Source organism: Nocardia terrae (genome assembly GCF_009760405.1).
In the GTDB taxonomy this organism is placed as follows: domain Bacteria; phylum Actinomycetota; class Actinomycetes; order Mycobacteriales; family Mycobacteriaceae; genus Nocardia; species Nocardia terrae.
Map to the genome: position 1 here is coordinate 94,578 of NZ_WRPP01000006.1, position 14,195 is coordinate 108,772.

At 66.3% G+C, this 14,195-nt stretch carries 11 protein-coding genes; 8 read left to right on the forward strand and 3 right to left on the reverse strand.

The features are described from left to right. Positions 1-10: 10 nt before the first annotated feature. Positions 11-3,721: a nitrate reductase subunit alpha gene (locus GPX89_RS28300; RefSeq protein WP_157390766.1), complete on the reverse strand. Its 3,711-nt coding sequence runs from the start codon at positions 3,719-3,721 to the stop codon at positions 11-13. Between the two features lie 344 nt (positions 3,722-4,065). Here GPX89_RS28300 and GPX89_RS28305 point away from each other — a divergent pair, with 344 nt between their 5' ends. From GPX89_RS28305 to GPX89_RS28325, 5 genes are all read left to right on the forward strand, one after another. Beyond that, a complete protein-coding gene (locus GPX89_RS28305) occupies positions 4,066-4,509 on the forward strand; it encodes a YdeI/OmpD-associated family protein (protein ID WP_157390767.1) in 444 nt (147 codons plus the stop codon). Between the two features lie 77 nt (positions 4,510-4,586). Beyond that, on the forward strand, positions 4,587-6,044 hold the full coding sequence (locus GPX89_RS28310) for an HNH endonuclease signature motif containing protein (protein ID WP_157390768.1): 1,458 nt from the start codon (positions 4,587-4,589) through the stop codon (positions 6,042-6,044). 766 nt (positions 6,045-6,810) lie between these two features. Continuing rightward, positions 6,811-7,593, forward strand: a complete 783-nt coding sequence (locus tag GPX89_RS28315) for an MmyB family transcriptional regulator (protein WP_328602401.1) — start codon at positions 6,811-6,813, stop codon at positions 7,591-7,593. A 154-nt stretch (positions 7,594-7,747) separates the two neighbouring features. After that, a complete protein-coding gene (locus tag GPX89_RS28320) occupies positions 7,748-8,902 on the forward strand; it encodes an alpha/beta fold hydrolase (RefSeq protein WP_157390769.1) in 1,155 nt (384 codons plus the stop codon). A 10-nt stretch (positions 8,903-8,912) separates the two neighbouring features. Further along, the gene (locus GPX89_RS28325) at positions 8,913-9,278 is read left to right on the forward strand and encodes a nuclear transport factor 2 family protein (RefSeq protein ID WP_157390770.1); all 366 of its coding nucleotides are present in this window, start codon (positions 8,913-8,915) and stop codon (positions 9,276-9,278) included. A 1-nt stretch (position 9,279) separates the two neighbouring features. Here the strand turns inward: GPX89_RS28325 and GPX89_RS28330 are convergent, their stop codons facing one another. Next, entirely contained in the window at positions 9,280-11,028 is a 1,749-nt protein-coding gene (locus GPX89_RS28330) for an NTP transferase domain-containing protein (RefSeq protein WP_328602402.1), read from the reverse strand. A 354-nt stretch (positions 11,029-11,382) separates the two neighbouring features. Here GPX89_RS28330 and GPX89_RS28335 point away from each other — a divergent pair, with 354 nt between their 5' ends. Next, on the forward strand, positions 11,383-12,183 hold the full coding sequence (locus GPX89_RS28335; protein WP_328602403.1) for an MmyB family transcriptional regulator: 801 nt from the start codon (positions 11,383-11,385) through the stop codon (positions 12,181-12,183). Between the two features lie 26 nt (positions 12,184-12,209). Here the strand turns inward: GPX89_RS28335 and GPX89_RS28340 are convergent, their stop codons facing one another. Then, the gene (locus GPX89_RS28340; protein ID WP_157390771.1) at positions 12,210-13,112 is read right to left on the reverse strand and encodes an alpha/beta fold hydrolase; all 903 of its coding nucleotides are present in this window, start codon (positions 13,110-13,112) and stop codon (positions 12,210-12,212) included. A gap of 221 nt (positions 13,113-13,333) precedes the next feature. Between GPX89_RS28340 and GPX89_RS28345 the strand changes: the two genes are divergently transcribed. Then, entirely contained in the window at positions 13,334-13,771 is a 438-nt protein-coding gene (locus tag GPX89_RS28345) for a hypothetical protein (RefSeq protein WP_198347636.1), read from the forward strand. An 81-nt stretch (positions 13,772-13,852) separates the two neighbouring features. Further along, positions 13,853-14,137: a WhiB family transcriptional regulator gene (locus GPX89_RS28350; RefSeq protein ID WP_407939494.1), complete on the forward strand. Its 285-nt coding sequence runs from the start codon at positions 13,853-13,855 to the stop codon at positions 14,135-14,137. The last annotated feature ends 58 nt before the right edge of the window (positions 14,138-14,195 follow it).

Here is a 14,195-nt window from a genome sequence, read left to right on the forward strand (position 1 = left end):
ACACGCATGATCAGTACTCAACTTCCTGCGAGCGCTTGCGAATGGTCGTGACCTCATCACGCTGATTTCCGGTGGGGCCGTGGTAATTCAGGGCGAACGACTGCTGCGCGTAGCCGCCGATGAGATGCGAGGGCTTGATCATGATCCGGGTCAGCGCATTGTGGATGCCGCCGCGCTTTCCCTTGCCCTGCTCGGTATCCGCCGTGCCCTCGATGCGCGGGACGTTCACGGCGCGGTCCTGGGCGTGGTACATGAACACCGTGCCCTCGGGCATGCGGTGCGACACGATCGCGCGGGCCACGACGATGCCGTTGCGGTTGATCGCCTCGATCCAATCATTGTCGGCGACACCGATTTTCGCGGCGTCCTTGTCCGACATCCAGATCGCCTGGCCGCCTCGCGACAGCGTGAGCATGTGCAGGTTGTCCTGGTAGGCGGAGTGGATCGACCACTTCGAGTGCGGGGTCAGATACCGCACGGTCACCCCGTTGCCGTCGACATTGCCGATACCGGGTTCGGCGAACAGGGCCGACATGTCCAGCGGCGGACGGTAGATCGGCAGCTGCTCGCCGAGCTCGATCATCCAGTCGTGATCGAGGTAGAAGTGCTGCCGTCCGGTCAGCGTGTGCCAGGGCTTCTTGCGTTCCACGTTGATGGTGAACGGCGAGTATCGGCGGCCACCGGTCTCGCTGCCGGACCATTCCGGTGAGGTGATCACCGGAACGGGCCGGGCCTGGGTGTCGGCGAAGGTGATTCGCTTGCCCTCGTGTTCGGCGGCCAGGTCGGCCAGCTCGGTTCCGGTGCGCCGTTCCAGCGCATGGAACCCTTCCACCGCGAGCCGGCCGTTGGTGGTGCCGGACAGTGCCAGAATCGCCTCGGCCGCGTGGGTGTCCTTGGCCAGGGACGGACGGCCTTGCGCGACACCGGAAACCACGGTGCCGTTGACGCCGCGCAGGTAATCTACCTCTTCGTCGGGCAGCGTGGTGACGCCCTTGGTGGTGAGTCCCAGCGTCTCGACCAGCGGCCCGAGCGCGGCCATCTTCTCCGCGACACTCGGGTAGTCGCGCTCGACCACAACGAGTTTCGGCATGGTGACACCCGGAATCGGCTCGCACTCACCCTTCTTCCAGTCCAGCACCCGCCCGCCGGCCTGCGCCATGGCGTCGGCGGAGTCGTGCTGCAGCGGCATGGCGACCAGGTCCTTGCGCACGCCCAGGTGCTTCTCGGCCAGCCAGGAGAATCCGCGCGCGATGCGGTGGAACGCCTCGAAGTCGGTCTTGGCCTCCCACGGCGGGGAGATGGCCGGGGAGAAGGCGTGCACGAACGGGTGCATGTCGGTGGAGGACAGGTCGTGCTTCTCGTACCAGGTGGCGGCCGGGAACACGATGTCGGAGAACAGGGTCGTGGAGGTCATGCGGAAGTCCAGCGACAGCAGCAGATCCAGCTTGCCGGTGGCGGCTTCGTCGCGCCATTCCAGTTCCTGCGGGCGCACCCCGGTGGCCTCGGCGGTCTGCAGATTGGAGTCCGCGCCCAGCAGGTGCTTGTGGAAGTACTCGTTGCCCTTGCCGGAGGAGCCGAGCAGGTTGGCCCGCCACACGGTGAGCACGCGCGGGAAGTTCTCGGGCGCGTCCGGGTCCTCGCAGGCGAAGCGCAGATCCCCCGACTTCAGGCCGTCCACAACGTATTCCGCGGGGGACTTACCGGCCTGCTCGGCCTCGTCGACGAGATCGAGCGGGTTGCGGTTGAGCGTCGGGTAGGACGGCATCCAGCCCAAACGCGAAGCGAGAGCGATGTTGTCGGCCGCCGTGCGCCCCGCGAAACTGCCGTTGCCCAGCGGCGAGGCGAACGATTCCGAGGTGAACGGGTCGTAGCGCCACTGGTCGTTGGCCAGGTACCAGAACACGGTGCCCTGCATCTGCCGGGGTGGCCGCTGCCAGTCCGAGGCGAAAGCCAGGGTGGCCCAGCCTGTTACGGGACGGCACTTCTCTTGTCCCACGTAATGCGCCCAGCCGCCGCCGTTCACACCCTGGCAGCCGGTGAGCAGGGTGAGGGTGAAGAAGGAACGGTAGATCTGGTCGGAGTGGAACCAGTGGTTGGTGCCCGCGCCCATCAGGATCATCGAGCGGCCCTTGGAACGTTCGGCATTGTCGGCGAATTCGCGGCCGATGCGTTCGGCCTGTTGGGCGGGGACGCCGGTGATCGATTCCTGCCACGCGGGCGTGTACGGCTCGCTCGCATCGTCGTAGCCCGTCGGCCAGCTGCCGGGCAGGCCGGGACGGGCCACACCGTACTGGGCCAGCAGCAGATCGAACACCGTCGTCACCCGTCGTCCCGCAATGACGGTGGTCGGCACACCCCTGGTGAGAACGGCTGCGCTGCCGGCCCCTGACCCACCCTGGTGGTGCCCGTCGAAGCGCGGGAACTGCACGGCCGCAGCGTCATCGGTGCGACCGTGCAAACTCAGGAGGGGATCGATGTCCCCCAGTTCCAGATTCCAGCGGCCCTCACCGGCCTCGGTGAACCGGTGGCCGAGAGAACCGTTGGGCACCTGCGGAATACCGTCCGCGTCCAGCAGCACGGTCTGGTGCTGCGCACCCTCGCCGGTGTGGCCGAGATCGGCCGCGGTGAGGAACTTGCCCGGGACGGCCACCCCGTCCCTGTCCTCGAGGGTGATGAGGTAGGGCAGGTCGGTGTAGCGCTTGACGTAGTCGTCGAAGTGCGGAGTCCGCTTCTCCACGAAGAACTCTCGCAGCACGACATGACCCATGGCCATGGCCAGCGCGGCATCGGTGCCCGGCCGGGCCGGAACCCACTCGTCGGCGAACTTGGTGTTGTCGGCGTAGTCCGGGGACACGACCACGACCTTCTGGCCCCGGTAGCGGGCCTCGGTCATGTAGTGCGCGTCCGGAGTTCGAGTGACCGGGACATTGGAGCCCCACATGATCAGGTATCCCGCGTCGAACCAGTCGGCGGATTCCGGGACGTCGGTCTGGTCACCGAAGACCTGCGGGGAGGCGACCGGGAGGTCGGCGTACCAGTCGTAGAACGACAGCATCGAGCCGCCGATCAGCGAGATGAACCGAGCGCCGGTCGCATGCGAGACCATCGACATGGCCGGGATCGGCGAGAACCCCGCGACGCGGTCCGGCCCGTACTTCTTGATGGTGTAAACGTGTGCGGCGGCGGCGATTTCGGCGGATTCCCACCATTCGGCGCGAACGAACCCGCCCTTGCCGCGCGCGGACTTGTAGGACTCGGCCTTCGCGGGGTCCTCGACGATGGATTCCCAGGCCAGCACCGGATCCTTGAGCCGGGTCTTGGCCTCGCGGTAGAGCTCGAGCAGAGTGCCGCGCACGTACGGGTAACGGATGCGCGCGGGGGAGTAGGTGTACCAGGAGAACGAGGCGCCACGCGGGCAGCCGCGGGGTTCGTACTCGGGCTTGTCGGCGCCGACGCTGGGGTAGTCGGTCTGCTGGGACTCCCAGGTGATCACGCCGTCGGAGACATAGATCTTCCATGAGCAGGATCCGGTGCAGTTCACGCCGTGGGTGGAGCGCACCACCTTGTCGTGCGACCATCGCTCCCGATAGAACTCGTCGGCCTCCCGCCCGCCCACTTTGTGCAGGGTGCGCAGGTCTCCGGACACTTCACCGCGGTTGAAATACTTCCCCAGTCGAAGCAGAGCATCAGCGGACGACTGTCCGTTCTGCGAGATAGGCATTACGCCCCCTTCGAGCTGGAATACCGGGCTGTTGGCTCGACTGTAGGGACGTCGGGGAGGGCATCAAAACATTTCTCTCACATCACGCGGACAGTGATTGTGAGCTGTGAGATCCAAGAAATGTTCTGGTCACTACGAGGTAGCGGCCGAGGTCACACGTATACAGCGCGACCTGGGGAAACCCGGGTATGGTCGGTGAAACGTGTTCCCCAAAGTGGGTTTTCGGCCAGTGTCGGTGAAGCTTCCGAAACGGTCGGTTCTCGGTTACTTAATATTTGTTAACACATGTTCGGATTGCTGGATTGTCGCTATGCCGCACTTCCGAACGGCGATACGGTGCTCCCATGCAGCGATTCGAAGGCGTCATCGAAGCCGCCAACGGCGGCGGGGCATTCATCCCCGTACCGCCCGAGATCGTCGAAGCCCTCGGCGGCGGTGGCCGCATCCCCGTCGACGCCACCTTCGACGGCATTCCCTACCGAGGATCCATCGCCAATATGGGCGCGGGACCTTGCCTCGGACTACTGAAAGCCATCCGCACCGAACTCGGCAAGGGGCCGGGCGACCACGTCACCGTGACCGTCGAACGCGACACCGCCGAACGGACGATCACGATCCCCGACGACCTGTCAGCCGCCCTGGACGCCGCCGGCGTCGGCGGGGCATTCGAGGCGCTGTCCTACAGCACGCGCCGCGAGCATGTCACCGCTGTCACCGAGGCCAAGAAGCCTGAGACCCGCACTCGTCGAATCACCAAGATCATCGACTCGCTGACCTTGAAATCCTGAGTCCGAAGTTTCGAAATATCAAGTGCAACTGGACATTTCGGGTTCTGTGGCGATCGCGATGGGCGTAGAATTGGTACATGGGTTCGAAGGGGGTAACACTCGACAGCAGCGGTCTCACCGACCTGGTGACCGCCGTCCATCACCTGTGCGACACGATCGGACACGGGGACCTGGCACCGTTCTCCGACGGTGAGGTCGTGGAGTTCATGCAGCAGCTCGAAACCTGCAAACGTCAACTCGCCGCGTTGGATCCGAAACTGATCCTGGAAGCCTCCGAACGGTGCCTGCCCGAAACCAGCGGCGCAGGGAAACTGATTCCGTTCCTGCGTCAAACCCTCGGGTTGTCGGCGGCGGATGCGTCGGTGCGGGTCAAGCTCGCCCGCGAATGCGGAGAGTTCCGTGGGTTGAACGGGCAGTTGACCCCGGCCGCCTTGCCGGTGCTGGCGGAAGCTGCTGCGGCGGGCGAGGTTTCGCGGGATCATGCCCGCAACATCGTCAAGATCATGACCCATCTCCCGTCCGACCTGCCCGCCGAAGAACGCGCCCGCACCGAGGAACTGCTGGTGGAGAAGTCCTGTGCGGGTTTGCTTCCCGATGATCTGCCGAAGATCGGGCGCGAGATCATGGCCCGCGTCGATCCGGATGGGACGGTGTTCAACACCGCCGACCGCCAGCGCAAGCGCGGCATCACCGTCGGGCGTCCCGGCATCGACGGCATGACCTGGATCGAGGGCTACCTCACCCCGGAGCTGCGCGCCTTGCTGGATCCGTTCCTGGCCAAATACGCCCGCCCCGGCATGTGCAACCCCGAGGACGCCGAAAGCCCCAGCACCGCAAGCAATGCCGTCATCGACTCCACACTCCTGGACGCTGCCGCGCGCCGTGATCGCCGTGACGCGGCCCAGCGCACGCATGATGCGTTCATCGCGATGCTGCAACCCGGCGTCGATATGAGCAAGCTGGGTAAGCATCGCGGGATGGCGGTGCAGACGGTGTTCGTCATGAACCTCACCGATGTCGAACGCGGCACCGGCATGGCGACCACCGCTTCGGGGGTGCAGGTGCCGATCGACTCGGCGTTGAAGATGGCCACCGGCACTCGTCCGGTCCTCGCCGTCCTCGACGAGCACGGCGTCCCGGTCTACCTGGCTCGGGGCAAGCGTCTGGCCTCCTCCGGCCAACGTCTCGGGTTGATCGCGCGGGATCGGGGTTGCACCCACCCCGGCTGTGACATGCCTGTGAGCATGTGCGCGGCGCATCATGTGATCGATTGGGCCAAGGGCGGACCCACCGACCTGAACAACCTCGCTCTGGTCTGCGATCACCACCACGCGATGGTCAACGACAGCGAAACCGGGTGGAAGACCGTCATGCTCGGCAAAGACTCGGCCCACGCCGGGCGGGTCGGGTGGATCGCCCCGAAATCGATCGACCCCACCCAGACTCCCCAGATCAACGAGAACCATCACGTTGGGGAGCGGGTCGCCTCCACCCTCGAGGCGCGGTCACGCGAAGAGTTTTCTCGCGCGGCGTAAAACATGTGATTCATCGACTCGAGGCCAGGTAACCCGGGGAAAGACTTCCCGAGTGAATGAACCAGAACGGTTTTGCTCGACGCTCGGATGTACCGGAAGTGTGGTCGCCTCGCCTGCCCTACCGGAGTTGGGCTGACGCCGAGTCGGGTGCCGTCAGCCTTCGATCCCAGCCCACGGACTGCACGGATCACGTTCACTGACAACTACACAGAGAATCTCTTTTCTCTTCACACCGGGAGGCCAACACGGTTCGAGCCTCGAGGAGGCTGGAACCGAGCTCGGGCTCCCAACCCAGCCATCCCCTCTCCCTCCTCCAGGCATCTTTTATCTCTTCTTCTCTTATCTCTTCTTCTTTCGCGCGAGGCAGGATGAGCCGAGCTCGGAATCGTCCGCTCGACCTCGAACGGGATGTTGCGAATCATAAACGGTCACAGCGGTTTTCAAGCCTCACCCGAGAATTGTACGCATCACCTTCTCGATGCCGTCCCGCCCAGATCCGGTGCACGCACGACGCGGGAAATCAACGCACCGCCTGCTTCTCTGGCACCCGGCGCAAGAGGGTAAGTTGGCGAGCATCCTCGCGTGGCCATGGCCGCCGACGCACCGGACTTATACCAATAGGAGTATCCGGTGATACTGATTGGATTTGTCCGGCTGAACTGCTCGTATCGAAATCTGTGTAAGTATCCGTTCCAAAGGAGATCGCGGTAGTGCCTCCACGGGGAGGTGTTCGGAACTGCCGGGATTCCGAGAAGAAGGGAACCAGGTGGGCGCGAGAGCGGTACGCGGACAGGATTTGCGGGATCTCGAAGCACCCACCTTCGGCAACCTCCTCCGCCGGCTACGAGACAATCGCGGCGTTTCCCGCGAACGGCTGGCATTCAATGCCGGTGTAAGCGCAAGTTACATAACGCATTTGGAGAAGGGTGACCGCGGCAACCCGACCCGCGAAGTGGTCGAGGCGCTCACCCGATACCTGGACCGGCTGGACCCCCTCCCCACCGAGGACCGCCGCCAGCTCGCCGACCTAGCCGGTCTGGGCGGCGGCGAGCTGCCCAGCGTGGACGAACTGCGGGCCGCCATCACCCCGGAGATGACCCGGACCCTGGAGCTGCACAGCCCGAATATGGCCGCGCTGCTCGACATTCAAGCCAATATGCTGGCCAGCAATGACAGTTGGAACGACGCTTTCCCGGGCCTGGCGGCCGACGGCAATATGCTGCACTGGTTCTTCGGCAACGAGCTGGCGACCCGCGTCATGGTGAACTGGGAGAACGACGCCCGCCGGGTCGCGCGCTGGATGCGCGGATTGATCGGCCGGTCGGGCAATGTCGACGGATTCGCCGATCTCATTCGTGATCTCGGGGAATTCCCGAAATTCCGGCAGGCGTGGTCGGAGGGCGGCGTGGAGTTCGCGCCCCACGTATGGACCCTGCACCTGCGCAACCCGGTCACCGGACTGCGCCGCCGGATTTACGCCCAGACCGGACGGCTGGACGGCGCGGCCTACCCGGGCCAGTTGTTGACGATTCTCGGACTGCCCGGCTGAGACCGCCCCACTCCGGTCCCCGCGCTGAGCGCCCGTGACGAGGGTGGTGGCGGTCCCCCTATTGACGTGCTTTGTCCCGCTACGGGGTACCCGGCTCGAAATAGCCTCTGGGAAAGTGCCTGTCGGGCACTGTTTCTCAGGAAGGGATCCTCAGATGGACCGTCACGAGTCGGGCCTGCGCGAGTATCGGGAATTGATCGGCGGCGAGCCTGCCGAGAAGCTGGCCGCGGTGCGAGCGGCCTCGCCGGAAATGTACGAGACGATGATCGAATCGGTGTTCGGGGGTCCGCTTGCCCGGCCCGAGTTGGCCAGGGCTGACCGGGAATTCGCGACGGTGGCGATGATCGCGGCCATCGGCGGCGCGGACGACAAACTGGCCGGGCATGTGCGCGCGGCCCTGCATCACGGCTGGCATCCCTCGGAACTGCGGGCGCTGGCCGAACACGCTTCCGCCTACGCGGGATTCCCGCGGGCCCTGCACGCCCTGGAGGTGATCGACCAGGTGGTCGGTGCGCGCCCGCCACTGGTGCGGCGGGTCCGGGCCAGTGATCACGAGACGCTGGTCGCCTCGCTGGGGGAGAGCGGTCCCGCGGTGATGCTGTCGGGATCGTTCGGAATCGATTGGCGCATGTGGGAACCGGTCATGGAACGGCTGGCGGTCGGCCGTCGGGTGTTCGCCTACAACCTGCGCGGGCACGGCGTCGCGGCCGGTTCGCCGCGCCCGTTCACCATGTCGACCATGGCCGACGACGTCCTCGCGCTCATGGACAACCTGGGCCTCGGGACCGCTCACGTGGTGGGCTTGTCGATGGGCGGCGGGGTGGCGCAGACGCTCGCGGTCCGGAACCCCGAGCGGGTCGATTCGCTGGCCTTGCTGGGCACCACCGATTATCCGTTCACCGACGCGTTCCGGGTGCGGGCCCGCTCGGCCGAGATCGACGGCCTCCCGGCGCAATTGGAGCCGACGCTGACCCGCTGGTTCACCCCGGCGGCGCTGGCCGCGAACACCTGGGGTGTGCGCTATGCGCGGGAACGGATCCTCCGCTTCTCCGCGGAGGACTGGGTGGCGGCATGGAATGCGTTCGCGGACATGGATGTCCAGGGCAAGCTGGCCGACTTCGGCAAGCCGGTGCTGGTGCTTTCCGGTGAGAAGGACGCCTCCTGCACTCCGGAGATCATGTCCGGCATCGCCGAGCGCATCCCGGGCTCGAAATTCCAACTCCTGCCGGGCACCCCGCATCAGCAGACGTTGGAGCAGCCCGACCTGGTCGCCGACGCCCTCGACGCCTTCCTCCCGGCCGAGCGGTGAGGGGCCGTCGATGAACTCAGCACTGGTCGCCGACTATCTCGAACAGGTGTGGAATCAGGGCCGCGCCGATCTCGTGGAACGCTTCGTCGCCGAGGACCTGATCCAGCACAGCCCCGTCATGCCCGACGGCCGGGCGGGACTGATCCGGGTGGTCGAGAGCATGCACGGCGCGTCACCGGAATTCCGGTTCGAGACGCACCGCATCGTCGCCGAGGGTGACCTCGTCTTCGCCCACAGCCTCTACGCCACCGGCCCGGACGACCCGGGCACCGTGGTCGTCGACATCTACCGGATCGCGGACGGGCTCATCGCCGAACACTGGGACGTGCGTGAGCAGGTCCCGCCGGCAACCGTCAACGGGCACCCGATCATCTGAATCAGCCTCGGAGGGGGATGAATTCGGCCGCGGCGCCGTCCTCGGCGTCGGCGGGAACGATGACCACGCCGTCGCGGTGCAGCAGGTCCGCCAGGTGGGCGGTGTGGAGGCGGAGGTCGCCGTGGAAGCCGCCGCCGGGCAGGGCGCGGGCGGGGACGATGCGGGCCACGGGGGCGGTCAGTTCGGCCGCGTTGACCAGCGGGCCGATGATGGGGTGGGCCGCGGTGGCGGCGGTCAGGCCCTCGACGGTGGCGGCGATCAGGCTCAGCAGGGTGGCCACGGCGGCGAAGGGGTTGCCGGGCAGGCCGAGAACGACTGTGCCGGTGGCTAATTGGGCGGCCACGGTGGAACCGCCGGGGCGTAGTCGCAGGCGGCGCAGCAGCATGGCGGCGTCGGTGCGGTCCAGGGCCGAGCGGAGCTGGTCGGCCGCCCCGCCGCCGGTCGCGCCGACGATGACCAGCAGATCGCAGTCGTCCGCGGCCGCCAGCACCTCGTCGAAGGCATTCGCGCTGTCACGCAGGTGAACCCGGTCGACGACGGTGACGCCGTACCAGGACAGGATGTCGGGCAGGATGGGTCCGATGGCGTCGCGGGTCTGGCCGGTGTGCAGCGGGCCGTCACCGCGAATCTCGTCCCCGGTCATGACGATTCGCGCCCGCACCGGGCCGCGCACCGCGGCGGTGGTCACCTCGGCGCTGGCCGCCACCGAGATCAGCGCCGCATTGACCGGCGTACCCGCCGCCGCGACTTCGTCACCGGGCAGCCAGTATTCGCCGCGGCGGCGCACATCCTCGCGAATCGGGGTGTCGGGCAACCGGTACAGCGTGCCGTCGTCGTCGATGCGGACGAACTCGTCGCGCACCACCGATCCGGTGCCGTCGGGCACGTGCGCGCCCGTGGCGATCCGCACCGCCTCGCCATCCAGCAAACCGACCGGCCGCTCGCCACCGGCGAAGCCGATATCCCGGCGCAGCTGCCAGGGACCGTCGCCGCTCACCGCGTAGCCGTCCATGGCCGAGACATCGAAGCGCGGCAGCGCGTCGGCGGCCGTCAGGGGAGCGGCCAGGGTCGCGCCGCGCGCCGCGCGCAGCACCGCGTCGCGGACCGGCAGCGGGGAGATATTGGTGCGCAGCACATCCCGCGCCTCGTCCAGCCACAGCGGCGCGGCCGTGCGAGCCGCCCCGGTGCGCGCCCGCCGCACGTCCTCGGGGGTGTCGCAGTCCTCGACCCCGGGCAGCGCCACCATGGCGGTGTCCACCGGCACCAGGGCCTTCATCGGCCGATTCACCAGCGAGTCCAGGCCCTTCAGCGCTTCGGTCAGCGCGGTGCGGCGCCACACCCCGACCAGGTATTGCGGTCGCCCGGAGGCGTCCGCCGCGAAGACCGCGTCACTGCCCGATTCTCTTGCGTGAGCCAGTAATTCGTCCACCCCCGCCGAGGTGAGAAACGGCATATCGGCCGCCAGCACCACGATCAGCCCGGCCGGGAACTCGCACCCGGCCAGCGCGCCCAGTCCCGCCGCGATGGCGGCCACCGGACCGGCCCCGGCCGGTATCTCCTGCGCCTGAAGGATTTCCGGCGGCAGTTCCGGTCGATGCGGCCCCACCACGACCGTGCGCGCGCAGCCCGCGACCGCCGCCAGCGCCGCGTCCAGCATGGATTGCCCGCCCACCACGATCGCCGGCTTGTCCACTCCGCCCATGCGGCTGGCCTTGCCGCCGGCGAGCACGATGGCGTCGACGGGCGTCACGAGCCGGATCCCGGAGCGGTGTGGTTCGCGGACAGACTGGGCATGGTTGAAGATCGTAGTGGCAGGCTGTTCGCGGCTTGTCGGGCGCGCCGGAAACCTGCGCTTGCTAAGCAATTGCCGATACTCGTTGCGTTATGTGATGAGGTACGACACATAGTAGAAATGGTCTTGTTTTAACCTTCGGAACAATCTCATATGGCAGTATCCGATCTGAGAACTGGCGGAGTACGCGGCGTTCGTCACAGTTCACACCAGGCGTCACACCGGGTCCCACTGTCCGGTACCGGGAGGACTCAGAGCGATGAAGGTTGGTTTGCTGAATGTTTGTGGAGAGGGAACGGCGTGGTGCTCGGCGTGAAGTCGGATAGGGACTCGGACGACCTGAAGCCGCCCACATTCGGACTGTTGCTGCGCCGCCTGCGTGATGCCCGGGGCGTATCACGAGAAAGGCTGGCGTTCAATGCCGGCGTGAGCGCCAGCTACATCAGCCATTTGGAGAAGGGTGATCGCGGCCATCCGACCCGCGAAGTAGTCGATGCGCTGCTGCGGTATCTGGACCGAATAACACCGCTGTCCGCCGTCGAGCGCCGCCATCTGCTCGATCTGGCCGGACTCGGGGTCAGCGAATTTCCCACCGTGGAACAACTGCGCGCGGAAATCACCGCCGACATGCGCCGCGCGTTGGATCTGCACGAGCCGAATCTGGCCGCCTACGTCGACACCCGCTGGAATGTGCTGGCCTGCAACGAAAGCTACGCGCGTGCTTTCCCGGGGCTGGACCGCGATATCAATATCCTGCGCTGGTTTCTGGGCAATGAGGCCGCCCGCGAGGTCATGGTCGAGTGGGAGGAGGAGGTCCGGCTGACCGTGCACTGGCTGCGGGGCCTCATCGCGAGCTCCGGCGACACCACATGGTCGGTCGAATTTCTCGCGGAACTCGGACGATTCGGACTATTTCGGGAAATGTGGGACGAGGGCATCGCCGCCTACGGGCGTCCGCGCGCCACCATGCGGCTGCGTGAACAGGGCAGCGGCCGTCGCTTCGATATCGCCGTGCAGCTGTTCAGCGTCTTCAACGCGGCCTACCCCAGCCAGATTCAGATCTTCCTCGGCATTCCGAGCTGGCACGAGGGTGGAGAGACCAACCGGCCGTGACCTTCAGGGGCACGGCCCGCGGGCTGTCACCGGGCGGCTTGGATCCCGCGATCCGCGCGCCGATTCGGCCACGGGGCGGTCAGCGCCCGGCTCAGCATGCTCTCCCGCTTGACGGTCGCCCGCTCGACCAGCCGGATCAACAGCGGCGCAACCACTTCCGGATGGGTCCAGGCGGCGCCGTGCCCGGCCCCGGGAATCGTCACCACGCCGTCCGCGCCCGACAGCCCGGCGGCCAGCGCCTCGGACTTCTGCGCGGTGCTGGTGGCGTCGTGGCTGCCGCGCACCACCAGCGCCGGGGCGGTGATCTCCGGTAGCCGGTGCAGCACCGAGCGCCGATCCATCAGGCAGCGGGCGGCGGGCATGATGGCCTGCCGGTCGGAGCCGTACCAGCGGCTCGTCCATGCCCGCCACAGCCGCGGATCGGTGCCGCCGATGATCTGCGGGGCCAATTCGGCGACCAGCGGGGCCATCGGCTCCTCGCTGGTCCAGCGCTCGAAGAATTCGCGATAGAAGGCCAATTCGGACGGGCTGCACGCGCCGGCCTCGGTATCGATCAGGGCCAGCCCCTGGACGCGTTCGGGGGCCAGCAATGCCATGCGCAAAGCCGCATACCCGCCCTGGCTCATTCCGCCGACGATTGCCTTCTCGATTCCGAGTTCGTCCAGTACGGCCAATCCGTCGGCGGCCAGATCCCAATAGCTGAATGGTTCGCCATCGGGTGACTGAGTACGTCCGTGGCACCGTGCGTCGACAGTTACGAGATTGACACCGGCGGCTGCCAGAGATTCGCGCATCGGTGCGAACATCGACTCGTCCATGAAGAAACCATGGGCAAGCAACAGGGTCGGACCGTTGATTCGGCTGCTGGTGCGGTGATCTTCGCTGGTAACGAAATGGACTGTGGCTGAACCTGATCGCACATAAGGCATGGTCAGACCCTAAACGGCGGAAGCGGTCGCTCCCTATATGTTTGCCCGCGTGGTGCCAGGCACCCTCCGGTGCGGTTCCCGACGGGTACCAACACTGGCCAGTGTCAGTACTGCTAGGGGTTTGCCCCAGATTGCCTCAAAACTGGACAACAAGATCACATTCCATTTTTAATCAGGGCCATGGCGCTTTTGGGACAAGCGCATTTTCTAGGGAGGAAACAATGTTCGACGTCACCACCGCAGCTCGCCGCAACGACTTCCGGATCGATCGTGGCGCTGGATTGCGGGAGTCGCTCGAAGGTCTGTTGCTGCACGACGGAGTCGGCCTGGATGCGCGTATGCGCCATGCGATTTCCGCGGTAGTGCACCTCGCGGTCGATGCCCCGCTCGGAGTTCCGGAGGACGCCGAGGAATTCCTGGGCCGGTTGGACGCCTCCTGGCTGTTCGCCGCCTGGAACGACAGCGATCAGGAGCTTTCCCTGCTGAATACCCTCTGCGGCGGCGAGGTGCCCGCATTGAGTTGGTGCGAACTCATGTTCACCACTTCGCTCGCGCCTTGGTCGGGTGCGCCGGCGGCGGTGCACGCGCGACGCATCTTCGTCAATGGCGAGCAGGCCCGGCTGGCCGCGGTCGGCGGCGATTGCTCGGGTCGCGGGTAAAACAAACCGCACGTTTTATTTCTGAGCACCACGCGGGGGATCCCGCGAAATCTTGCCGAACATATTGAAGGGATAGAGGAAGTGAAGCTGCTTTTCACCAATTTCGACGCCATGTTCGAATCCCTCGCCCGCCGCGACGGATTCGAGTCCGAATCCTGGCATCAGCAGGCGCTGTGCACGCAAACCGATCCGGAGGCGTTCTTCCCGGACAAGGGCGGCTCCACTCGCGAGGCCAAGCGCATTTGCTCCTCCTGCGAGGTGCGCAAGGAATGCCTGGATTACGCGCTCAGCCACGATCAGCGTTTCGGTATCTGGGGCGGCCTGTCCCCGCGCGAGCGCCGGCGCTACGAGCGCGGCGCGGCGTGACGGGCATCCGAATCCGGTGCCGGCTGATCCTCCGCGGGGAAGAGGACCGGATCAGCGG

Coding starts and splice junctions, on each gene's coding strand:
- GPX89_RS28300 (WP_157390766.1), bottom strand. CDS start 3,721: ATGCCTATCTCGCAGAACGGACAGTCGTCCGCTGATGCTCTGCTTCGA.
- GPX89_RS28320 (WP_157390769.1), top strand. CDS start 7,748: ATGGACCGTCACGAGTCGGGCCTGCGCGAGTATCGGGAATTGATCGGC.
- GPX89_RS28340 (WP_157390771.1), bottom strand. CDS start 13,112: ATGCCTTATGTGCGATCAGGTTCAGCCACAGTCCATTTCGTTACCAGC.
- GPX89_RS28345 (WP_198347636.1), top strand. CDS start 13,334: ATGTTCGACGTCACCACCGCAGCTCGCCGCAACGACTTCCGGATCGAT.
- GPX89_RS28310 (WP_157390768.1), top strand. CDS start 4,587: ATGGGTTCGAAGGGGGTAACACTCGACAGCAGCGGTCTCACCGACCTG.
- GPX89_RS28325 (WP_157390770.1), top strand. CDS start 8,913: ATGAACTCAGCACTGGTCGCCGACTATCTCGAACAGGTGTGGAATCAG.
- GPX89_RS28305 (WP_157390767.1), top strand. CDS start 4,066: ATGCAGCGATTCGAAGGCGTCATCGAAGCCGCCAACGGCGGCGGGGCA.